The sequence below is a fragment of the Embleya sp. L77 genome, assembly GCF_055557415.1.
Genome location: NZ_CM145710.1, coordinates 1,775,139 through 1,798,332, shown reverse-complemented (window position 1 = coordinate 1,798,332; position 23,194 = coordinate 1,775,139). Strand labels below are relative to the sequence as shown.

16 protein-coding genes are annotated in these 23,194 nt (G+C 69.0%); 7 read left to right on the top strand and 9 right to left on the bottom strand.

Annotated features, from left to right (window positions below):
- Window positions 1-229: 229 nt before the first annotated feature.
- From ACZOOI_RS37725 to ACZOOI_RS37715, 3 genes are all read left to right on the top strand, one after another.
- On the top strand, window positions 230-730 hold the full coding sequence (locus tag ACZOOI_RS37725; protein ID WP_465284077.1) for a helix-turn-helix domain-containing protein: 501 nt from the start codon (window positions 230-232) through the stop codon (window positions 728-730).
- A 341-nt stretch (window positions 731-1,071) separates the two neighbouring features.
- On the top strand, window positions 1,072-2,241 hold the full coding sequence (locus tag ACZOOI_RS37720) for an MFS transporter (RefSeq protein ID WP_465284076.1): 1,170 nt from the start codon (window positions 1,072-1,074) through the stop codon (window positions 2,239-2,241).
- A 169-nt stretch (window positions 2,242-2,410) separates the two neighbouring features.
- Entirely contained in the window at window positions 2,411-2,848 is a 438-nt protein-coding gene (locus ACZOOI_RS37715; RefSeq protein WP_465284075.1) for a RidA family protein, read from the top strand.
- Window positions 2,849-2,977: 129 nt separating this feature from the next.
- On the opposite strand, the gene ACZOOI_RS37710 is transcribed toward ACZOOI_RS37715, so the two are convergent.
- The gene (locus ACZOOI_RS37710) at window positions 2,978-3,826 is read right to left on the bottom strand and encodes an SCO6745 family protein (RefSeq protein ID WP_465284074.1); all 849 of its coding nucleotides are present in this window, start codon (window positions 3,824-3,826) and stop codon (window positions 2,978-2,980) included.
- A gap of 119 nt (window positions 3,827-3,945) precedes the next feature.
- Window positions 3,946-4,485, bottom strand: a complete 540-nt coding sequence (locus tag ACZOOI_RS37705; protein ID WP_465284073.1) for a YbhB/YbcL family Raf kinase inhibitor-like protein — start codon at window positions 4,483-4,485, stop codon at window positions 3,946-3,948.
- Between the two features lie 99 nt (window positions 4,486-4,584).
- On the opposite strand from ACZOOI_RS37705, the gene ACZOOI_RS37700 reads away from it, so the two are divergent.
- The gene (locus ACZOOI_RS37700) at window positions 4,585-5,265 is read left to right on the top strand and encodes a GntR family transcriptional regulator (protein WP_465284072.1); all 681 of its coding nucleotides are present in this window, start codon (window positions 4,585-4,587) and stop codon (window positions 5,263-5,265) included.
- Between the two features lie 108 nt (window positions 5,266-5,373).
- Here the strand turns inward: ACZOOI_RS37700 and ACZOOI_RS37695 are convergent, their stop codons facing one another.
- Both ACZOOI_RS37695 and ACZOOI_RS37690 read right to left on the bottom strand, forming a co-directional pair.
- On the bottom strand, window positions 5,374-6,021 hold the full coding sequence (locus ACZOOI_RS37695) for a response regulator transcription factor (RefSeq protein WP_465284071.1): 648 nt from the start codon (window positions 6,019-6,021) through the stop codon (window positions 5,374-5,376).
- The gene (locus tag ACZOOI_RS37690) at window positions 6,009-7,238 is read right to left on the bottom strand and encodes a sensor histidine kinase (RefSeq protein ID WP_465284070.1); all 1,230 of its coding nucleotides are present in this window, start codon (window positions 7,236-7,238) and stop codon (window positions 6,009-6,011) included. The genes ACZOOI_RS37695 and ACZOOI_RS37690 overlap by 13 nt, the downstream gene beginning before the upstream one ends.
- Between ACZOOI_RS37690 and ACZOOI_RS37685 the strand changes: the two genes are divergently transcribed.
- Window positions 7,221-8,510 (top strand): serine hydrolase domain-containing protein, encoded by a 1,290-nt coding sequence (locus ACZOOI_RS37685; protein ID WP_465284069.1) that lies wholly within the window; start codon window positions 7,221-7,223, stop codon window positions 8,508-8,510. The two genes, ACZOOI_RS37690 and ACZOOI_RS37685, sit on opposite strands and share 18 nt — an antisense overlap.
- Before the next feature lie 9 nt (window positions 8,511-8,519).
- Here ACZOOI_RS37685 and ACZOOI_RS37680 read toward each other — a convergent pair whose 3' ends face one another.
- From ACZOOI_RS37680 to ACZOOI_RS37665, 4 genes are all read right to left on the bottom strand, one after another.
- Entirely contained in the window at window positions 8,520-9,629 is a 1,110-nt protein-coding gene (locus ACZOOI_RS37680) for an MFS transporter (RefSeq protein WP_465284123.1), read from the bottom strand.
- Between the two features lie 221 nt (window positions 9,630-9,850).
- Entirely contained in the window at window positions 9,851-10,624 is a 774-nt protein-coding gene (locus ACZOOI_RS37675; protein ID WP_465284068.1) for an alpha-ketoglutarate-dependent dioxygenase AlkB, read from the bottom strand.
- Window positions 10,608-11,837 (bottom strand): hypothetical protein, encoded by a 1,230-nt coding sequence (locus tag ACZOOI_RS37670; protein WP_465284067.1) that lies wholly within the window; start codon window positions 11,835-11,837, stop codon window positions 10,608-10,610. The genes ACZOOI_RS37675 and ACZOOI_RS37670 overlap by 17 nt, the downstream gene beginning before the upstream one ends.
- A gap of 4,081 nt (window positions 11,838-15,918) precedes the next feature.
- Window positions 15,919-16,434, bottom strand: a complete 516-nt coding sequence (locus ACZOOI_RS37665; RefSeq protein WP_465284066.1) for a putative immunity protein — start codon at window positions 16,432-16,434, stop codon at window positions 15,919-15,921.
- 1,476 nt (window positions 16,435-17,910) lie between these two features.
- Between ACZOOI_RS37665 and ACZOOI_RS37660 the strand changes: the two genes are divergently transcribed.
- Together ACZOOI_RS37660 and ACZOOI_RS37655 are read left to right on the top strand one after the other, a co-directional pair.
- Window positions 17,911-18,738, top strand: coding sequence for a ParA family protein (locus tag ACZOOI_RS37660; protein WP_079026817.1), 828 nt, complete (start codon window positions 17,911-17,913; stop codon window positions 18,736-18,738).
- On the top strand, window positions 18,738-20,075 hold the full coding sequence (locus tag ACZOOI_RS37655; RefSeq protein WP_465284065.1) for a hypothetical protein: 1,338 nt from the start codon (window positions 18,738-18,740) through the stop codon (window positions 20,073-20,075). Before ACZOOI_RS37660 ends, ACZOOI_RS37655 begins: the two co-directional genes overlap by 1 nt.
- Before the next feature lie 694 nt (window positions 20,076-20,769).
- Here ACZOOI_RS37655 and ACZOOI_RS37650 read toward each other — a convergent pair.
- Window positions 20,770-22,824: a hypothetical protein gene (locus tag ACZOOI_RS37650; RefSeq protein WP_465284064.1), complete on the bottom strand. Its 2,055-nt coding sequence runs from the start codon at window positions 22,822-22,824 to the stop codon at window positions 20,770-20,772.
- Window positions 22,825-23,194 lie beyond the last annotated feature (370 nt).

Sequence of the window (23,194 nt, the reverse complement as noted above, 5' to 3'; positions counted from 1 at the left end):
CCCTTACCGACGTCGGCGTCTTCCTGGCCGGCGGCGTGGACGCCACCCGGTTTCCCACGGGCGTGCCGGCCGGCATCGGCGCCGCCGACAGCCCGACCGATCCTGGCACGCGGCGCGCACCGCCCTCCGCTTCGCGCGCCCGCGCGAACCCGTCGTCCGCTACTCCGACCTGGGCGCGCCGGCACTGCCGGCCGAGATACCCCGGGACGTCGCGCGCAACAACCCCGACGTGGCCGCGCTCGCCCGAACCACCGACAACCCGGAGGACCTGGCAACGCTGGAGGTCTACTGCACCACGGGCTCCCCACGCCAGGCCGCCGACGTCCTCCACCTGCACCACAGCAGCGTCGCCCGCCACATCGAACACATCGACAAGACCCTGGGCATCGAACTCACCCAACCCATCGGCCTGATCCGAGCCAGTCTCGCCCTAACCGCCCGCCGACCACTCGACAACCGATACCGAACACGATCCGGTCCGGCTCGCGCGCCGACCCGCCCCGGCGGCAAGCACCGCCTCATTCCGCCGGAACCGCCCCGTAGTTCGGCGCATCACAGGCCCCCCGCGCGAACGGGTGAGCATGCCAACCGCCCCGGCGCATCTCGCCCAGAATCCCGGCACTTCGTACGCCTCGAACCCTTCGATCCCCTCGAACGCCTCGATCAACGTGCCGTCCGCCACGAGAGCAGCATGCAAGCTTGCATTCTGGATAATGGAAGTCCAGAATAACCACGGCAGACACCCTCCGAACCACCCCCAGGGCGATAGCCGAGCGCACTCCCGCCGCATCCGCACCCCCCTCGGCAGGCAACTCTCGTCCCAGATTCTGGATAACAAATATCGTGAATAAGCCAAGCCCGCACCCCCGGCACTCCGCCGGCCCCGAGCCCAAGACCCAACACCTCACGCCGGAATCCCGGTGCCGCCCTCACCCTCGCCCTCACGCCCCATCTCCACCCCAGTCCCGAATCCATGCACAGTCACCACCTCCACCGCCCTCGCCATCACCCCCCTCACCCCCATCGCCCTCAGCCCCACCCTCGCCCCCACCACCGCCCGAGCCTCCCTCGGTGGTTCGGGCCTGGCTCGCCGTAGGGGCCGTCGCGCTCGGGATCTTCTCTCTCATGACGTCCGAACTGCTGCCCGTGGGGCTCCTGACGCCCGTCGGCAGCACGCTCGACGTCTCCGAGGGCACCGCCGGCCTGATGGTCACCGCGCCCGGAGTCGTCGCCGCGTTCGCCGCCCCGGTGATCGCGGTGACCGCCGGCAGGCTGGATCGCCGGGTACTCCTCGCCGCCCTGGTCGCCCTCGTCGGCATCGCCAACCTGGCCTGCGCCGTCGCGCCGAATTTCGCGGTGGTCCTGGTGGCCCGCGTGCTGGTCGGTGTGGGCGTCGGCGGATTCTGGGCGATCGCGGGCGGCCTGGCCCTGCGCCTGGTGCCTCCGGCTCAGGTCGCCCGGGCCACCGCCGTCGTCTTCGGCGGCGTTTCGACGGCGTCCGTATTGGGCGTACCGGCAGGCACCTTCGTCGGCGAACTCACCGGCTGGCGCACCGCGTTCGCGGCCGTCGGCGGCCTGGGCCTGGTCGCGCTGGTGGTGTTGGTATTCCTGCTGCCCCCGCTGCCCACATCACCCGCGGCCCGCCCGATGACCTTCCGCGACCTGTCCCGGCTCGGTCGCGACAACCGCGGGGTGCGCGCCGGCTTGGCGCTCACGTTCCTGCTGATCACCGGCCACTTCGTCGCGTACACCTTCGTCCGGTCCATCCTGCGGGACGTGTCCGGCGTCGACGACGGCCTGATCGGCGTGCTGCTCCTCGGTTACGGCGTGGCCGGTGTCGTCGGCAACTTCGCCGCAGGTGCCGGGGCCTCCCGGGACGCGCGCCGCACCCTGCTCACCATCACCGCCACACTCGCCGCAGCCCTGACCGTACTCGCCCTCCTGCGCGACATCCCGGCCGTGGGCATCGCCCTGCTGATCGTGTGGGGCCTCGCCTACGGCGGCGTACCGGTAAGCCTGCAGACCTGGATGCTCACCGCCGCACCACGTGCCACCGAGGCGGCAACGTCCCTGTTCGTAGCGGTATTCAACCTGTCCATCGCCCTCGGCGCCCTCCTCGGCGCATCGGCCGTGGACGGCATCGCCACCGTCGCCGCCCCGTGGCTGGGCGCCGTACTCGTGCTCCTCACGGCCCTCACCGCAGCCACCACCCGACGCCCGACCGCCGCCGCCGACCAATGACGACCCACCACGAAACCCGACCGACCCCAACTCCGGCACGGACACGGGCACGAACGCGGGCTCGGGCTCGGGCACAGGCACGGGCATGAGCACCGGCACGAACACAGACGCGGACCAACACCGTGTCCCGCAACCGCACTCACAACCCCACACAAAGGAGATCCCGACCATGGCTCGCAACATCACCATCACCAACCCGGCCGCCCTGCACGACCCGGTGGCCTTCGGCTACAGCCACGTTGTCGACGCGCCCAACCCCGACTTGGTCGTCATCGCCGGACAGTACGGCTCCGACCCGACCGGCGCCGTCGACTCCTCGGACTTCGCCGCCCAGGTCGAACGCTCCTTCGCCAACCTGGGCACCGCCCTCGCCGCGGCCGGCCTCGGCTTCCAGGATGTGGCCCGCCTCGGCACGTACATCGTCGATCACGACCACGCGAAGCTCGAAGTCCTCCTCGCGGTGATCACCCACATCTGGGGTGACCAGCCGCCGGCCCAAACCCTCCTCGGCGTCGCCGCCCTGGCCCTTCCCGACATGCTCTTCGAGGTCGACGCGATAGCGGTCCGCCCGAAGCCCCGTCCCAAGCCGATGACCCCGCCCCAATGAGTCCCATTGGAAATGAGTCCAATTGGACTCGCCGGGCCGAGGCCCGACGCGTGGTCCGATACCTCCGGTACCGGTCCACGCGTCACATGCCGGCCGAGCGGCCAGGGGCAGCAGACCCGACCGCGGCTCTCAGCCCTTGCCGAAGAGCGCCGCGGGGAACGCGCCCGCCGCCCGGAGCATGCCGGTGAAGCCGCCGGCCAACTCGGTCAGGCGCGCGGTGGCGTCCGGGCCCAGGTGGTCGTACGGGGCGGCGTCGAGGCGGTCGGTGAGCGCCTCGGCCTCACCGCGCAGGGCCGCCCCCGCCACCGTGAGTTGCCCCGCCTCGTCCAGCAGGCCGCGCTCGCACAACCGGTCCCGGGCCGCGGCCCACTGCTCCGCGGACCACCCGCGGGTCTGCTTGAGCACTGCCGACTTCACCGTCGTACCGGTGGCGTTGTGCAGGACGAGGGCCTCGATCCCGGACAAGCCCGCCACCGTCAGGGCGGCGAGGTGACCGTCCCCCCGGTGCTCGCGCAGCAGCGTCGCGGCGTGCCACAGGGCCAGGTGCGGCTCCTCGGGCACGGACAGACTCGCGTTGGCGGCGTACAGCGGCCGCGCCTCGCGGCGGCCCGCCTCCGTGGCGCGCAGCGCCAGTTCGGCAGCCTCGGCCATCTCCTTCGAGGCCAGGGCCTCCTGCCCGAGCAGCCGCCGCAGCGTCCCGTCCACGCCGCGCAGCCGAGCCGCGAGCACCGCCTCCGGTGTGGTGACGGCCCATGCGGCGGGGATGTACCGGGCCACGTGCTCGTGGTTGAAGTTGTAGAACGTCGCCGTGACGGTGCCCGCGCCGACCGCCCCGAGCGGGGCCGCGCGGCCCGCGAGGTAGGCCATCGTCCCGCGCTCCAACCCGAGCACGGCCAACGCGTCCTCTCGCTCCGGCGCGAAGTACACGCACGTGTGCAGGGGATTGAGCACGTGGTGACAGAGGCGGCCCACGCTCACCTCGGACGAAATCGTGCCACCGAAAGCCGCGCCACCGGACGAAGTCGCACCGCCGCACGAAGTCGTGCCGTCGGACGAAGTCGCACCGTCGAATTCGCCGCGCATCAAGTGCTCCGGCCTCATTCGCCCGCCGCCCATGGCACCAGGACCGCGCGGGCGAGCGTGTGCCCGCCGATGAAGAAGCCGAGGGCGGCCGGAGTCGACTCCGGGGTGATGCCCAGAGCGGTCACGGACGGTATGTCCAAAGCGGTGAGGGCGATGTAGTAGCGGTGCCTGCCGGTCCCCGGCGGCGGCGCGGCGCCGACGTAGGCGGTCGCGCGCACGTCGTTCGCGACATGGAAGGCGCCGTCCGGCAACCCACCGCCGCCGGGCGCGCCCGCACCGGCATCGAGGGACGTCACGTCCGCGGCGATGTCGGCCACGGCCCAGTGCCAGAAGCCGGACGGGGTCGGTGCGTCCGGGTCGTACATCGTGACGACGAAGCTGCGGGTGGCGGCCGGGAAGCCGCTCCACGACAGCTGCGGCGAGCGGTCCTCGGCGCCGGCCGCACCACTCATGGCGGCGAACTGCGCCGGCGACAGCGGCGCGCCGTCGGCGGCATCGGCGCTCGTGACCGCGAACTCGGGAACGGCGGGCAGGGTGTCGTAAGGGCCGGCCATCGGGATCTCCCATCATCGGTGCCAGGCGGTTCCTGACTTTCAACAGTCAATCACACTTTTAAAAGTCTCACCATCTGTCGAATGTTGTAGGATCCGTCCGTGGCGAGAGAACCGGGGCAGCAGACCCGCAGCGAGGCGGTGCACGACCGCATCCGGGCCGACATCCTGGGCGGCCGACTCCGGCCCGGCGCACGGCTGAAGTTCCCCGAGCTCAGCGAGCGATACGGGGTGAGCACCGGCGCCGTACGCGAAGCCCTGCTCAAACTGGTCGCCAAGAACCTGGTCAGCTCCGAGGCCCACCACGGATTCCGGGTCACCGACGTGACCCCTCGCGGACTGGCCGACCTGACCGACGCCCGCACCGAGATCGAGTCCCTCGCCCTGAGCCGCGCCATCGCCGAGGGCGACCTGGCCTGGCAGGCCCAAGTGCTGGCCGCCCACCACACCTTCGAACAGACCCCACGCGGCGACGGCGACCAGCCGGGCGAGGACTGGCTGATCGCCCACGCCGACTTCCACACCGCTCTCCTGGCCGGTTGCGCCAACCCCCGGCTGCGCACCCTGGCCGCCTCCCTGCGCGAGGAGGCCGAGCTGTACCGGCGCTGGAGCCGGCCCACTCCGGCGGACGCGCGGCGCTGGACCGACCGGGCGGTCGACGAAGTACACCGCGACCTGCTCGACGCGGTCATGGCCCGCGACAACGAGCGGGCCGATGCCGTCCTGCGCCGCATGATGGCCGGCACGTCAGGCATGGTCCTGGACACCGAACCGCACGAGTGACGCCACCCGACCGAGACGGCGACCGGGCCACCTCGCCCTTACCGAAGCCCGAGCCCGAGCCCGAGTCCGGACCCTCGGCCGCCCGAGCGGGCGGGTTGCCCGCGGCCGTCAGCGCGGCGATGCGTCCAGGTAGGTGAGGACGGCAAGCACGCGGCGGTGACCGGCGTCACCGGCGGCCAGGCCCAGCTTGGCGAAGATGTGACCGATGTGCTTGTGCACCGCGTTGTCCGACACCCGCAGACGTGCGGCGATGGTCAGATTGTCGAGGCCCTCGGCCATCAGCCCCAGGACTTCCCGCTCCCGTGTGGTCAGCGTCGTCAGCGGATCGTCCCGCCGGCGGACGACCTGCGCGATGACCTCGGCGTCGAGCGCCATGCCACCCGCCGCGACCTTGCGGAGCGCGTCGATGAACTCGGCGACCCGGCCGACCCGGTCCTTCAACAGGTAGCCGACGCCGTGGTGACCGGTGGACAGCAGTTCGGTCGCGTACGTCTGCTCGATGTACTGCGACAACACCAGGATGGGGAAGCCCGCCCGTCGTCGCCGTAGCGCAATCGCCGCCTGCAGACCCTCATCGCGGTACGACGGCGGCAGCCGCACATCGACGATGGCCGCCTGTGGATCGTGTTCCTCCACGGCCGCGAGCAGGTCGTCGCCCGTCTCGGCGACCCGGGCGACCTCGAAGCCGTGCTTGGCCAGGATGAGCTGTAGACCCTCCGCGAGCAGCACGTTGTCCTCGGCGATCACCAGCCGCACGGCAACTCCACCGTGATGGCCGTGGGGCCGCCGGCCGGACTGTCCACCGTGACCTCGCCGTCGAGCGCCTCCACGCGACGGCGTATCCCGGCCAGCCCGGTGCCCCGCGCCTCGTCGGCGCCGCCTGTCCCGTCGTCGGTGATCCGAATCCGCAGTCGGCCTTCCTCGCGTTCGACCGCGACCGTGGCGGCGGACGCCCCACTGTGCTTGGCCGCATTGGTGAGCGCTTCGACCACCGTGAAGTAGGCGACCGTTTCGACCGCCGCGGGGATATCACCCAGCTCGCCCATGTCGAGCCGGGCAGGCACGCCCGAACGCCCGGCGACCGCGATCAACGCCCCGGGCAACCCTCGGTCGGCGAGGATCGGGGGGTAGATCGTGCGAATCACGTTGCGGAGTTCGGCCAGCGCGGCCTCGGCGCTCGCGTGTGCGCGTTCGATCAAGCCCTCGGCCGTGTCCGGTTCCTCGCGCACCGCTTGACGCGCCAGGGCGAGTTGCATCGTCATCGCGACGAGCCTACCTTGCGTGCCGTCGTGCAAGTCCCGCTCGATTCTGCGGAGTTCGGCGCCATGCGCGTCGAGGACGTCGGCTCGTGTCCGGGTCAGCGTGGCCATGCGGCGGGCCAACCGCTCCGCCCGTGACGGTGCGAGAAGACGAGTCTGGGCACGTGCGAGCGGCGGCAGCAGCAAGCACACCACAGCGCCGAGGCCGGCGACCTGAACGATGCCGAACGACAGTGCGTCGCCCCAGTCGTCGACCGGCACGTCGAACCACAACCGCGGGCGGTCGGCGGGTGGAAACGCCCACCAGGCGGTCATGCCGACCACGCCGACGACGATGTTGCCGACAACCAACAGCGCCAGGAGGCCCGCCGGCACGCCGGTCAACGCGTTGATCGCCAGCCAACGGCGCGTGGTCGGTGAGGAGTCACTCGCTACGCCGAGCCATCGCCGGGCTGCGGACCGCCGACGGTCCGCCCAGTCGCCCGCTGCCCCCGGGTGGAGGAGGAAGAGGAGACCACCGATCGCGGCGAGCAGGTTGCCGAGCAGGTAGGCGCAGGCACGCAACGCGTTCGCTCCTCTATGCATGACGGCCAGTATGCGAACAGGAGTGCGGCCCCGGTAATACAGCCTGCTGTATCGAAATGCCTCCAGCCTGCGGTATCGGTGGGCGTCCCGGCCCCGCCTACCTTTCCTGGCATGAGAAACCACCTTCACGCCGCTCCGCTGAAGTCGACGACGAAGTTGGCGGTGGCGTTGGCGCTGACGTTGGCGCTGAGCACCGCCGCAACCGCCGTCGTGATCGCTCCACCCGCCGCGGGGGCGAAGGCGGGCGCGGGGGCAACGCCACCCTGCTCTCCGATCGCCACGAACAAGGCGGCCAACGGCAAGTCGGCCATCGGCGACACGGACACGCACGACTTCGCCAACCCCTACGACCTACCCGACTACAGGCAGCTGCATCGCAACGCCGAGGCAGTATCGGCTCTGGGAATCCCGGCTGTTCAGGCAAGGGCGACGACGCGTGGGGCCACCTGCGCCGCGCGCGTCGGCGTCGCCGATGTGCGCACCGGACGTCCGATCCCCGCCGACGGCGCGTTCCGGATCGCCAGTACGTCCAAGGCCTTCACCGCAACCGTGGTTCTCCAACTCGTCGGCGAGGGTCGCCTGGAACTGGACGACCGCATCGAACGATGGCTGCCCGGGGTCGTGGCCGGCCGCCCGATCACGATCCGCCAACTGCTCCAGCACACCGCGGGCCTGCAGGACGCCATCCCGACCTGGAATACGAAGGCGGAATACCTGAAGATGCGCTATCAGCGCTACTCCACAGAGGAGTTGGTGGCGCACGGGGTCGCTCTGCCGCAGCTCTTCGAGCCCGGCGAAGACTGGGCCTATTCCAACACCGGCTACATGATCGCCGAACTGCTCATCGAACGCATCACCGGGCAGCCCTGGGACCGCGAGTTCGACCGCCGCATCTTCCGGCCGCTGGGCATGCGGCACACCTATTCACCCGGAGCCTCGCCGGAGATCCGGCTGCCGCACACCAAGCAGTACCAGCGCTTCGACGGCGAACTCGTCGACGTCACCTCCCAGATCCCCGCCTACGCGGCCGGCGGCATCGTCTCCACCACCCGCGATCTCGATACCTTCTTCCGGGCACTCCTCGGCGGACGCCTCCTGCGCCCCGCCGAACTGACCGCGATGAAGACCACCCGTCCGGTCGGCCCCGAGATCGAACCGTTCTGGCCCGACGGCCGATACGGCCTCGGACTGGTCTCGCGTCCACTGCCCGGCGGCGGACGCTACTGGGCCCACGACGGCGGCGATTCGGGCTCCATCATCACCGTCGGCGTCACCGAGGACGGCCGACGAGGGGCGGTGGTCTCCATGAACTTCGCACTCGACGGGAGCATGCCCGAAACCCTCTCCCAGCAACGCGCTGCCGACAAAGTCATCACCGACGCACTCCGGCCACCCAGCTAGTGTCCGTTCTCACGTTCGGGCCGATGGCCGCCCGGCGAGTAGCACCGCACAGGCCACCACGCTCAGCAGCCCGCCGGCGAGGAAGGTGTCCCGCACGTCGCCAAGCGCCAGGATCAGTCCTCCGAGCGCGGCACCCGCTGCGATGCCGGCGTTGTAGGCACCGGAGTTCGCCGCGAGTGCGATATCCGTGCGGCCCGGGGCGCAATGCAGCATCTCGTTCTGGGTGGTCATGAACACCGGCCCGAGCGCCCCGCCCATCAGCGCCAGGAAGACCACCGCAGCCACCGGATCGGGGCCCGCCGCGTACAGGCCGAGCATGCCCACCGCCTGCGTGGCGACCGCCGTGACCGGCGCATACTGCGAGAAGCGGTCCAACAGCATCCCGGTAATGCCCACCCCGGCCAGACACGCAACACCGAAGACCACGAACAGGACACCGACCGTGCTCGCGGAGAACCCGCTCACGTCGCCCAGGAACTTCCCGATGTAGGTGAATCCCGCGAACGCCCCGGTGGCGGACAGGGCCCCGGCCGCCAATACGGTCCCGAACCGGCGGGCGTCGGGACCGGTCCCGTAGGCGGCGGGCTCCTCTTCCGGACGCGAGGTCGGCAGCAGAGCCGCAATCGTCACCAGGGAAACAAGCCCCAGCACCGCCAACATGGCGACGGGTACCTCCCAACCGCCCTGCCGCCCCAGCCAGGTCCCGGCCGGAACACCAAGCACAAGGGCCAGTGAACCGGCGACGGACAGCGCACCGACCACACGCCCGCGAACCTCGGGCGCGAACAGGCCCACCGCGACCGGCCCCATCACGGCCCAGAACAGTGCCTGGGCGAGCGCAGTCAGCAGCCGCGCCACGAGAAGCAGCCAGTAGGAGGTCGCCAAGGCCGCGCCCAGACTGGACACGACAAGCGCGGCAAGCAGCCCCGTGAGCACATGACGTCGAGGCACGGCCCGCACGAGGTGGGCAAGCGGCACAGACACCACGGCCACCGTCAAGCCGTATCCGGTAACCAGGAGACCGACCGCCGGCACGGACACCGACAGGCTGTCGGCGATGAGTTCCAAGAGGCCAACCGGCAGATTCTCCGCGGTATTGAAGGTAAACGCCGCCAGCATCAGGGCCACGAGCACAGCCGCCGCCCGCCACGAGGCCGGCCGCCCCGCAACCGCACAACCTCTCCCCGCCCTCGCCCTCGCCCATCGTCCCTGCGCCGCAACCCCGTCCATGCAGGTACCTCACCGGTCCCCACCCACCCACCGCAACCAAATATCATCCGACATTCCGCCGCGGAAGCACGCACGGGCAGGTTCTCTGGCCCGGTCCGGCGCCCTCGAGGTCAGACGGGCGGCATCAGATCGCTCTCGCTGACGGTGTACGTCAGCAGGGGATAGATGAAGTCCGTTTCGTTGTTCTCACGGCGCCGTAGTCGGTAAAACTCGTGCTTCTGCTCGTCGTCGGCCGACACGAGGCGCGCACCCTGCGGGAGGTATACATGTCCGTCGCGAAACCGAACGAAGGTCTTTGACGTTCGAAAGGTCACACCCAACCATTGGTTGTCCACCGTCCGGACGGCGGGCGCGTCCAATACGATTTTGTGCCTGAGTCGCCGATTCGACTCGACAGAAAACGCGACGATACTGTTGTGGGGGAGAGGGATCTCGAACTTCTCGCCACCGGACTCCTTTGATTCGAAGATCAGCTTCCTCGGCGGGCTCGCTTCGGGATGCTGGTAGCAGGAGAAGACCGCGATAAACGACTCATCGGCCAGGTCGAGGGCCTGGTCGGAATGGCTGCCCATGGTTGTGTAAGCGTTCGTGTAGCTCTCGATGAGTGCGTTGTTGAAGCCGACCGAAAGCCCCGCACATTCTCGAACCTGTTGCGCCAGCCATTCGTGCACCGCCCGGAATCGCTGCGCCGGGTCGCTGTATCGAGTGGTAGTACGTACGAGAGGCACACCCCCCGCCTCGTCGATCCTGGCAAGCACGGCGCCCCGCCGGCCTTTTCCCACGTCTTCCAAGCGAGCCGACGCGGACAGCTCCGCAAAGAGATTCTCCTCGATCGGCAGAGCGCACGAGAGGATCTCATCCGAGATCCTAGACTCGGGGGGCAACGTAGTCTCCCGTGTTCATGCTGAAGAGAAGTTCGTCGCCGTAATCAATGAAGGACGAGGTCTTGTTCTCCTCGGCGTACAGCCTGCGCAGCTCGTTCACGCCGTCCGGTGTGGGCGGCCCCAGCTCCACCAAATCTCCGGCCACTTTGAGGAACGTGTGACCGTTCTTGTGAACTGCCTGGGCGCTCGAACAGCGCACCACGTATCCCAGGCGGGTCGGGAGCAATTCGGCGTCCAACGTCGAGGGCCGGATTTCGTGCGTATACAGGCGGTTGGTGGACAGCGGCATGAAGAACACGGAGCCGGGATAGAGCGTCAGGGTGAACTGCGCGGGCAGCGCGACCTCGTCGCGTTCTTCGGTCGGCTCCTTGAGACGGAAGTGAAGTTTGGTCAGCCCGCCGACACCCTTCACACCGTAGTCGAAGGGGTCTTCGGCCAGGGGCTGAAGTTTGTCGAGCCCGTCATAGAACGTGCAGAAGGCCATGATGCCATTGACGGGCATGTCCTTGGTCTTGTCGGCATGAGCCGAGATCTTGGCCTTGGACTGTTTACGCTCTGCCGTGGCAAGGGTGTTGTGGTAAATCTGAGCGAGGACGTGATTCAGCGGCGCCTGGTTCCGGAAGACGGTGGCGGCCTCCCGGTTCAGAGCCTCGACGATGCGCGTGTCGGTCGGACGAAAGCCCTCGGTCGGCCCCGAGAGATTCGTGGAGCACCGGAGCAGGCGGAAATGTAGTTCGTCACCGTTTTGTGTGACGGGCGTCAGATAGATTCCGCTGCGACGGGCCGTTCCGGGCTTCGTGGACTCCGTCAGGGACTGGAACGCGTGCTCGGCACTGATCCGTCCGAAGTAATCCGCACCGAGCCCGAAAAGGCGGCGATAGTACACGCCGATGCCATGCACGCGGATGGGAACTCGGCCGAGGTCGACGAAGGTCCAGGAGGTGTCGACGTCCTCGCGGTAACCGTGTGCCAGCTCCCGGATAACGAATACCCGGGCAGCCGCATGCAGTTGGCTGTGGCTGATCCCGGATATATCACCACACAGATAGACAGTCTTCTGCGCGAGGTCGGGGGAGCCGGAAGCAAGGTCCTCCGGTGTGATTGTGGATCCGAAGAAATCCCGGATCAAGTCATTATCGTGCAACACCGAAGGCGCAACCAGGATGTTGCTCGCATCCTCGATGCAGGCTTCGGCCGGCTCTGTCGCGGACATCAAACGGTACCTGCCATTCGCAGACCCTAATGGATTGCTCAAACCCCGTGACCATGGCAAAGGCCCGCACTCTCCCATTCGCGCTGCGAAGCGCAAATGAAAGGAAACGGACCGTTGAACCTTGATGCTCTCACGGGCCTCGACAGCGGGCAACGGGGTTCTACGGCACGGGCGCGCTGTGCAGAGCTGCTCGGCGAGGTGGTGAGGTCTTGAAGGTCGGGCGGACGGCCCGCGGCGGCGATCGGGCTGTACCCGTCGGTGATGCTGGTGGTCCGCATTTGGTGCGCAAGAACCTCCCGCAGGGGTCGCGGGTGCGGCCTTCGGTGTCACGACCATGACGAAGCGCGGCTTGTCCGCGAACTGCCCCGGAGTGAGGACGAACGACCGCGCTCGGCAACGGCGTTCGGCCGACAGGTGGATGAGGGGCACGCACTCCCGGGAGGATGTCCATCTGGAGAGCATGGAAAAGCGATCATCTACCCTCACTGCAGGGAAGCGGTGTTGCAACGACCCATCGAACCCAAGCAATACACCAACCGCGAATTCGCCAACCGCGCCGCCGAGTTCGGGATCCGGCTGGCGGTGGGGTGGACTGGTCGGTGCTGACACCGCCGGGCGTCCCCTCCCGCCGCGTCTCCATCAGCTCGGCCACCGCCGGGTCGAGGGGGTGGGGCGCGAAAAGTCCGCAGGGTCCAGCTGCGCGACCACGCCAGCGGGGGCTCGGCCTCTGTCCGAACGGTGCCCTCCGGCCCTCCGCCACGTACGGCCCGTCCACCCGACTCGGCGTACGACTTCACACAAGGACACCGCAGGGGAAAGGTGGCCCATTCCCCTGCGGCCCACGCCCGACCGACGCTCAACTGGGCCAACAGCGTGCACTCATGGGCCAACTGGGGTGCACGATCACATAGATGCATTTGTTGGGAGCATGGCGCATCTATGTACAGCGCTCTGACCTGCGGCGATGCCGTGTATGCCGTTCTGAGGGGCTAAGGCGGGGAGACTTAGAGGATCACACCAACCCCCGGTAGATACTGGCTTACACGGGGATTCTGGCATATGCGCAGGTCAGAAGGGGTCTTTCGGCTGCCGAGGTACAGATCTCGGATCGATCTTGCCGAATCGTCACGCCCGGGTGCGTCCCGCGGACGAACCGGAGAGCTTCGAGGGTGCTTCGAGGGACGTTGAGGACAGTGCGGCGGGCCGGCTGAATTCGTTGGCCGGATCCGATGGCTGGATGAAGTCTCGCGGCACCGAGCGTGAACCGAACCGCGATACGACACCACGGAGGGTCGTTGCGCGGTCTCGCGAGGTTCTCGTGTGTGGGCCGGGTGCTTTCGGCGTCGAGTAATCCCTCTGCGTACTTGCACATGGGAGCGCCACGCGAGGTGGGGCCGTGGGCCGCCCAACGCGGGTGGCATAGAGCCGGTGGGCCTTGCGTTCGGCCTGCCCGGCTGGGTCGGCGGGGAGAGCAGTGCCTTGCCGGGGTGCGGCGAGGTGGAGTTCGAGCGGTGCGGTGATAGGGAGCGAGTGTTCTTTGGCCGGGGTGGAGGGTCCGGCCGGAGACGTGTGCCTTGCGGGTGGTCTCGTCGCCGGCGCCGTGGAGGTGGTCGGCGTGCAGGCCAGGCAGGTTGAGTCTGGCGTCGGGTTGTCGCCGGGCTGGTGTTCGCCGAATTCTGCCGGGGGCGGGTCGAGTTGCTCGGGCAGTTCGCGGGCGCCGGGCGCGTCCAGGACGCGGCGGATGGTTTTCGGGGCGATTCGGTGGTGTCGGGCGAATGCCTTGACGGCGACCCCGCGGCGGTACGCCTGCGCGACGTCGGCGGCGCGGTCCCCGTCCGGCGCTCCCCGTCCGGCGCGGTCCCCGTCCGGCGCGGTCCCCGTCCGGCGCGGCCGGGCGGCCCGGCACCTTGCCGGCGGTTTCGGCGGCGACGGCGACGCTTTCGCGGGTGTTCTCGCTGATCATGTCGCGCCGCAACTCCCGCATGGCAACGAGGACAAAGACCCATCATTTTGGTGCCGGGTCGTTGGATGCCAGTTCGATGCAGGACAGCAGTCCGGACTCGACGCGCAGGTGCAGACCTCGGCAAATGCCCCCGCCCCTCGGGGCCTTTGTTCCGTTCGCATGCCGGGGGCAGGCTCTCGCGAGACCGTCAGGCCCTACCACGCACACGGGTCCAGCACGAAGCGGCCCGATGGCAATATGGCGTCGAGGGATCGAGGCTTGAGTCCTAAGGGACCGGCAGTCGCACCAGGCAGCAGGACTGATTCTCATAGTTCCTCGGGCCGTGAGACGGTCAGGGGAGGAGTCGCGGGAGCCCCAGCAGCGTAGGGTTCGCGTGCTGTCAGGCGATTCAGAGTTCGCATACGCGGGCCGTTCTGGCACCTGCTTGTATGGCATGACACCAAGGAAGAAGCATCTCTTGCATCCGGGCCCGACGTGGATGATCTAGCCAGCAGGAGGCTCTGACCTGCATTTTTCACAAGTTCACAACTCATGCAACGCGACATGTTGCGGATACTGAAGCGAAGAATATCCAGCAGACTGTTCATGGAAGTGTTCTTGAATATGTTGCATCAGATAGAGCGTGAACCGCATGGCAAAGTGCACGTGAAGAAGTGACGTGGCATGTTCGAGCTTCTGCTACGTGATATATGCGAGGAGATGCAACACTAAAACGGCGTCTGTGCGGGCGGGTGTGCGGGTGTTTGTTGCGACGGGTGTGTGGGTGTCAGTGTGTGCGTAAGGGTGTGCGGTTCTGTGGATGGGCGGAACGGTGGGTAGATAGCTATGCGTTCGGACGTGCGGATGGATCTTCGGATGGATGTACGGACGGACGGATGGTTCGATGTGCGGATGGGTGGACGGGTGGACGGATGGACGGATGTAGAGATGGAACGGTGGATTTTGATACGGGTGTAACAGCGGATGTGACGATGTGCGGGTGTCCGGGTGGACGGATGAGTGGTCGGGCGGAACAACGGGCGGAACACTGACTGTGCGGCCGGAACTATGAATGTGCGTTTGGATGGATGAGTGGATGCATGGATATGCGTGCGGGTGGGCGGAGCGATGTTGGGATGGTCGGGCGTTCGTTCGGACGGGCTGGTGGATGGGTGGGTGGCTCTATAGACGACACGAACGATGGCTGGTTGGTCGAGCGGAACTACGGATGGGCGAAACGGTGGACCTATGGCTGGGTGACTGGCTGTACGGATGGGCGTTCGGATAGACGTTGCGATGTACGGACGTACGGATGGGCGGATGACTGGATCGATCGCTCGAACGATCGGCCTTCGGATGGATCTGCCTTCGGGCGTGCAGAGCGAGCGACGGATCACCGTTCGGGCGGGTGGCTCGGCGGAACAACAGCCGGGCGCAGCAAACGCTCTGCGGACGGCGCGAACTGCGTTGCCGGCGGCGGGTGTGCGGCCGGAACGGCGGATGGCTGAGCCATACGACGGATGGCTGACCGATCGGACGTATCTGCGGGTTGGTCGGTCCACGGAACGCGCACTCGGTCGCCGAGTCAGCGGCCGGGCCTACGTACGGACCGATCCGACGATCTTGCGAGCAACCGAGCTGCGGCTCACCGGACGGCCGGGGCTACGTGCGGCCGGCGCAACAGCACACTCGAACCACGGCACTCGCAAGCAACCGGCGGACGGAGCGATGCACGGTCGGGCCGGTCTTCGTGTCGGCGTGCGGCGGGTACACGCAAGCTCACGACGCACGGATCTGCGGCCGGAAGGGCCTCTCTGCGGCTCTGTGACGGCCCGGACGGGCAGAACGCACAGCCGAACAACGGATCGGCCGCCGTGGAGCCCTCACGGACGACAGAACGATCCGTCGAGCAACCATGTAGGCGTCGAGCCGAAGTGGGTCACCGCGGTCGTGAGGGCACCCTGCCGGTCCTGACGGACCGCGCAGCCGTCCGCTGGCCGACGAGGTCGACGGGAGTCATCCGCCCGGAGCCGGCGCGGCGGGGGCACCCTGAGCCCGGCCATACCCGACCCCCGACCGGCAACTTCACGATGCATAGCGCTCATTGGGCCGGCCGTCAGGAAGGTGCAAGGTTCGGCTTCAGCAGTCGAACGCCGACCAGCAGATGTCGTTGCGCAGCCGCTGGTCGTCAAGTACGAGCTCGCGGATCGCCTCCGGGAGCTGATCGCGTTGCCACTGGCACTCGAGTCGTCCCGCGATCTCGCTCTCGCCTTCGGGGGCCGCCGCACGTGCGGCCTTGATCGCGTAGGCGGCCGCGCCGAGTTCGTGCGCGGCGACGTGGGCGACGGCACCGGCCTGGCCGGCGGCGTACGCGGCATGTCGCGCTGCTCCCGACAGGTCTCTGGCTGCCCCCATCGCATGGCCACCCGCCGCGCGGGCCTGCATCATCCCGACCTCGCCACGCACCCATGCCCGGGCATGCTCGATCGCCTGGCGCGGCCGCGAATCCCCGGGGCGGGCCGACTCGAAGAGGCCCAGGACGTGCTCCGCACACGAAGCAGCCCAGAGCGCGAGGAGACGGTGATCCGCGTCGGTGAGGGTTCCACCACGGCGGATCGTGATGAAGCGAGGGTCCCGAACGTTCGGGAGGATCATGACCCGCCATCCCTCCTGCGTGCATCGGCGCCACTCGCTGCAGTGTGCCCTGGCGGCCGGTCGGCCGCCTCGACCTGGTGCAGGCAATGATCCGCTGTGCTCGCCGGACCCCTACCGCAACCCCGGCAGACCCGAGAGCCACGGCGGCCGACAGATCGGACGACCTTCGCCGTGGACACCGGCGGCCGCCGATCGCCACGAGTCCTCTATCGCCCTCACAGCAGACCCGTGACCTGCAACTTCACGATGCGCACCACCCACCGGTGGGCGGGCAGCGAATGGGGTCGGGTGCGGGTGGGGCAGGTTCCGGTCCGGCAGTCCAGGAGGTTCCGGAGGGCGTCCAGGAACTGGTGGAGCGTCAGGCCGGTGTGAGGCTTGCGGGTGGGTCCGGTGCAGGGCCAGGCAGGTGTGGGCTGGGCGGCGGTGATGAGGGTGACGTGGTGGTGCCATCCGCGCCGGATCGTCCGTCGTAGTGGTCCAGTCCCGGCCCGTGTCTGAGCTCGCAGTAGTCGTGTTCGACGCGCCATCGCATCTTCGTGGGGCCGGCGCGAGTCGGTTCGACCTGCGCAGGCTGCACGGCAGCCTCGGCGGCCGGACACCCGGCGGATACGAAGCCGCATTCGCCACGCGGCCTGGCCGGCCGCCGTCAGCGACTCTGGCCGTGGCTGCGGCTGCGGCTGCGGCCGAAGCGGAGCAGCTCGGTCACGGCCGGAGCCGCTCACGGGCGACTCCGACAGGGCTGCCCACCACCACACGCCATTCGCAAACCTGCCAAACCTGCCGAATTCGCCGAATTCGCCCGATGCTCCCGGCCCAAACCCACTCACGGTCGGATTCGCTGCGCAGCATGCCCCGTTGGCAGCTCTCCCGGTCACCCACATACCGCTCAGGCGCCGATCGCGAGTCGTGGTCCGAGACGCAATGACGACCCATGGACCCGACCCATGGACCCGACCCACGAGCCCGAGACCGACCCAGGACCGACCCGAGACCGACTCCGAGACCGACCCGAGATGGACCCGGAGGGGTGAAGTTGCCGGCCCGTCCGGGTGTCGTCGAGGGCTCGGTCGGGTCGACCATTCGGGCTGTGTCTCGATATGTCGAACGGGTGACCTATAAATCGAGAGTTCCATCGGCAATTCGTGCGCCAAAAGAGCCTGTTGGGGGCGTTGATTCGGCCGACCAAACGGGTTAACCGGGACATACGGGTGGGTTTTCCGAGTGTCACAGTGAATTTTGAGAATCCGCTGCTAACCTGACAGACAAAACTTAGGCCGGACCCCTCAAGGACGTCTTGGAGGTTCTGCCCGCTAGATCCTGGTTCGTTGCGCTTTCGGACTTCCGACGGAAGTATCGAGCAGCTACCCCGGAGGTACGTCGTCTTCCCTGTCAGGTGCAGCGGACGGCTCTGACAGGCCACCGGCAGAAACCCGGCTCCCGCAGGCGGCCGGTCGGCTCTACTTGAGAGGACGCACGATGGGTGCAGTAGTGGCGGTGGCCAGCCAGAAGGGGGGTCCCGGGAAGACGACAACGACGGTGAACCTCGCGAGCGCTCTGGCAATCAACGGCTTTCACGCCCTCGTGGTCGACCTGGAGCCCCAGGCGCAGGCCGGCGTCGCACTCGGCGTGGTCCCGCAGCCCCAGCGCTCGGTCGGCTTCGCGCTCTATGCGCAGCTGAACGGCATGACGCCCGACGTGCCGGAGATGATCTTCGACCGCAGCGAGCTGCTCAAGTCCTTCGAGACCACCGGCAGCCTCAGCCTCTTCGGCTCGGTGCAGAGCACGATGGTCGACGCCGAGCGCAAGATCGCCGGAATGGACTTCTCCACCACCGGGATCCTGCGGCGCATCCTCGAACCCATCCGGCGGACCCCGACGATCATCCTGATCGACACCCCGCCCAGCGTCAGTGCCCTGTCCGCGGTCGCCCTCGCCGCCGCCGACTTCGTGGTCGCGGTGTGCGAACCGCTGTACGCGACCGTCCAGGGCGCCGCCGTGATCAAGGGCCTGACCGCCGCCACGTCCGAGCGCACCCTCGGCGAGTGCGAGCCGCGCTTCATCGGCACCGTCATCAACAAGGCCAACGCCCCGTCCCGCCGCACCAGCGAGGACGACCAGGTCGAGCAGCGGCTGGCCGACTACGGCCTCGACCCCTTCCAGACGCAGATCCGCCGGGACAGCCGGATCTCGCAGGCGTACGAAATCGGGCGCCCCGTCTGCATAGAGCAACCGAACATCGCCGCGAGCGTTGCCTACACCGAGCTGGCCATCGAACTGTTCGACCGTGTGAAGCAGGCAGCCTGATGACAGACGAGAAGCCCGCGCCCAAGTCGAGGGCCAAAGCGCGAAAGGCCCCTGCCGTCCAGTCGTCGGTCCTGGCCGCCGCGCTCCAGGACGCCATGAACGGCAGCTTCCTCAACTCGGGCACCGACTCGACGGCGGCGCTTCTGGCACAGATGGGCGGCGGCAGCGGATCCGGCGGTACGACGTCGGGGCCGCCGTTCAAGAACGCGGCGCCTGCCGTACCGGCTCCCGCACCCGCGCCGACCCCGGAGCCGACCCCAACCCCGACCCCGGAGCCCGAGCCCGTCCACGCGGCGGCGGCACCCGCCACCGAGGAGGCCACCGTCCCGGCGGCCCCGCGCGTCGAGGCACCACAGGCCCCCGAGGCCGTGTCCCAGCCTGCCCAGGAACCGACGCCGGAGCCGGTCGCGGCGCCCACCCCGGAGCCCGCAGCGGAGCCCACCCCGACCACGACCGCGCAGGCGGCCACCCCGGAACCGACGGCTCCGGCCCAGGCTCCACAGCCCCAGCCGGCAGCCCGCGTCGAGCCCACCCGGGACCCGACACCCACCGCACCGCCCACCCCGGAGCCTCTCCCCGTGGCGGCCCGCCCGGAGCCGACTCCCGAGCCGGCCCCGAACGTCCCGACCCTCACCGCCGAACCGGCACCCGAGCCCACGCCGGCCCCCGAGCCCGAGCCCACAAAAGCCCAGGCCCAGGCCCCGGCTCCCGTGGCCGAACCGGCACCCCGTGCTCCCGAGCCGGTCCGGGCTCCTCCGGCCCAGCCGGCCAAGGCGTCCGCACCCGCGAAGGCGCCGGCTGCCCGCGCACCCCGACGCAGTGCTCCCGCTCCGGCACCGGCCGCCCCGACTCCGGTCGGTACCGGCTCCGCCGACGAGCGGTCGGCGCATGCTTCGCTGCTCGACAGCTTTCTCGACGCGCGGATAAACTCCAAGGGTTGGGAGACCTGGGGTTTCCGGCTCCTGCCCGACGTCAAGGCGCGCCTGGGCAAGCGGCTCACCGCCGACAAGCGCTCGTCGCAGAACCGGCGACTGGCGCTCGGCCACTACCTCAACGCCGCATTGCTCGAACTCCCCGACGACAACGACGAGCAGATCGAAATGATCCGCTCGTTCCTGCGTGCCAGGGGCGGTATCACCGATCCCAGCCAGTCCTCCAGCTACCGGGTGAGCCCGGCCGTGTACGAACTCGCGCGCGACCTGGACACCGAGCTCACCGCGACCGAGAAGCGCGGTCTGGTCGTGTATCTGTTCTCGGCCGCCGTCGAACTGTTCCTCGAACGCCTCGACGCCGAGGGCGCCCTCGGCCGCCCCGAGATCTTCTCGCCCCAGCAGTAATCCGCCGTCGGCGGGCACGGAGGCCATCCAGTCCCCCGTGCCCGCCGACGGCGCTCTCATGTCGCCCACCAGGACGTCTCCTGTCGGGCAATCGTCGGCGCAACTGCCGCAGCGGGCCGCCGAGAACGCCGATCGGGGTCGCCGCATTCCGGGGATCGCCGAGGCAGCAAAACGGTGGCAAAAGTTGCATTTCAGCCGTGGCCAAGGTCCACGAGCCTCCGGGTCACGCGGCAGCCCCGTGCCCCTGCCCGATCCCCGGGCCGGCCACAACCCGCTTCATCCGTAGGCGCCAGGCGCGAGGTGCCCAGTGCACGGCGCCCCGGACCGCCGTGCAGGCCGTGCCGATACGCGAGCCCCGCGTCGCGTGAACCCGCACGAACTGCACGTGAGACCCACAGCAACTCGTGCGACTCGTGCAAACTCATACCAATTCACGCGAACCGACGCGAATTCATGCGGAAATACCCCGCAGCCCACGCACTCCACTCCGAACCGACAGCCCGAATAAGCCCGTTCATCACTAAAAGATCCAAAAAGCGGCAAATCATCCCGCATGTCGCCCATTTCGCAGCGGCCCGCCCACGCATCGATCCCTCACCCGACCCCGGCGCCGGACCTCGAAGCCGCTCAGCGGCCACCTGACGGCACATTGATCGGGCAGTCACTCGCCGCCCATCCACCACGGCCAAGGCGCTCAGAACGCCGCCTGGAGGGTTCGGAGCGCCCCTTCCGCGGCCCCGGCGGCCGACTCCCGGTCCTCGCGGCAGTCCGCGCAGACCCCGTCCTCACGCAGGCCACGAACCGCCCGGTCGCAGTCCTCGCAGGTCCCGATCGGCGCCGGAGCCACCGTCGGCCGGATTTCCGCCACCCTCGCGACCGCCGCGACCGCCGCCGCCTGCCGGGCCCGGTGCGCGGCGCGCCGTTCGGCGCCGAAGCGCTCGTCCGCCTCGGCCCGCCGATCCTGGTCCTGCCGAGCGCAGTTGCGGCACGCGAACGGGTCCCCGCCCACGCCCGCCCCGGGACCGGCCGTGGGCAGCCACAGGCGGCCGTCCTCGCAGTTCGGGTCCTCGCACCCACGCCGGGCCAGTCCGCGGCCTCCCAGCCAGCCCACAGGGCTCCTGACGGCCCCCTCCTGGGTCCGCCAGCGGTCCGCCAGCCGGGCGAACACCCGATCCGCGTCGCCGACTTCGGCCACGGCCCGATCGACCAGACCCGCGGCCACGACTCGCTGCCCGCTGCTCATCCTGGCCACCAGCGGCTCGATCCCGGCGAACGCCTTCGCCGCCGTGGCGGAGATGGTGGTCCGGTGGTTCGGCGTCGGTGCGGGGCGAGTTCGACGGGGTTCCGCCGCAGGCGTCCCGGACGCAGGCTTCGCCGGCAAGGCCGTTTGCGGCCTCTTCGCGGGCTTGTGCCCGTCTACCACGGAAGACGCCCTTCGGGCGGAACCCCCCTGGGAGTCCGCGTTCATCTGTAGGTCAATCGGAGTGTCTTCCTTATACGTGACGGAGGTCCCAACCCCCTGCGGACCCGACGTCCATTGACCCTCCGCACCTAGGCTCCGACCTGCCGAAATGCCGTTCCGAGCGGGCTCGGAGGAGCCCTCGGCGCGCACTCCCGAGAGGACGTTTCCGGGCGTCGCGGAAGTCACCCGCGACTCCCCCGCGGTCACCGCGCGAGTCGTCTCCGCAACCTCGTTCCCGGTCTCGTTCCCGGTCTCGTTCCGGACCCGGGCCTCGACCCCGATTCCGATTCCGATTCCGACCTCCTCGCCGCCGTGCGCAGACGTACGACCACACGTGACGACACGCGCTTCGTCGGTAGTCCAGTCGGCAGTTCGGTCAACCGTCTCCGCACGTGTCGCGTGCTGCGCTCCGACGGCGTCGACCTCGATTCCGCCCGCCGCTGCGTCCTCGGCTGCGTACTCGGCGTCCTCCTCGGTCACCACGGCGTCCACCAAGCCGGGATCCCCGGTCTCTCCCGTCTCTCCGATCCCCTGGGCTCTACCGGCCCCACCGGCCCCACCGGGAAATTCCGCAGCGAAGATGTCGACCGGCTCGACCGACTCGGTGTCCACACCGGCGGCGGCGGTGGCGGGCGGCTCGTGGTCGCTCGGGTGCTCGAAGGGTCGGAGCGGTACGAGCATGTTGCGGCCCTGCCACCCCTCGCGGCGGCCCACCTCCACCCAGCCCCAGCGCTCCAGGTCGGCGACCACTCCGCGGGCGGCGCGCACGCTCACCGGCTCGCCGATCCGGCGGCCGGACTGGTGCCGCAGCACGTCGGCGAGCTCGGCGTAGGTCAGGTGGTGGCCGCGGGCGCGGGCGTAGCAGATGACCGCATACGCCCGGGCATGCCGGTGCGGGACCGCGCCCAGGAGGGCGACGGGCACCATCACCCACGGCTCGCCCTTCTCCGGTGTGCGCAGCCGGCGGACCGCCGAAGTCCCGGTGCCGGAGGGCTTGGTGCGGCGTACGACGGTGAGTTCCTCGCCTGCGGTGAGCTGCTTCTGCGCGGCGTACAGCGACGACGGGGCCTTGAGGGCGATCCGGCCGTCGGGCTGGGTCACCGAACGGACGGTCAGGCCCAGGTAGCGGGCGATCGTGGTCAGGTCGGCGATGCAGCCGGGCTGGTTGGGGCCGGCCGCCAGGTGGCCGACCTTGGCGGCGAACACGAAGGCCAGGTCGCTGTACGCCTCGCCGGTCACGACCCGCAGCGGGACCTTGACCGAGGCCCGGCGGACCGAGTCCGGCATGGTCGGATCGACGCCTCGGGCGCCGCCGACGCGAACTCGCGCAGCGCGCAAGGCGGCACGGACCCGAGCCTGCATCGTGAATCCAGAGGATTCGGGCACACTTGAAGAGGGCAAGGACCTGGCTGAAGACAGCACTGGGCCTGCCTCGGGGATCGCAGGTATGATCTGCTCCTGAAGCTGGTGAAGAGAAAGAGGTAGGGGTGACCCGACCGTTCGGCGCGTGGAAGTACCGGAACGGCTGGGTCTCACTGTTCGGTTGTGTAAGCGGCCGACAGGCCTCCTTTCTCCGACGGCGCCCCTAGGGGCGCTGAGCTGCGAGCGAGTGGACTAGGGCTGGACTCCTAGGCCACTCGCTCTGCTTTTGGGGCAG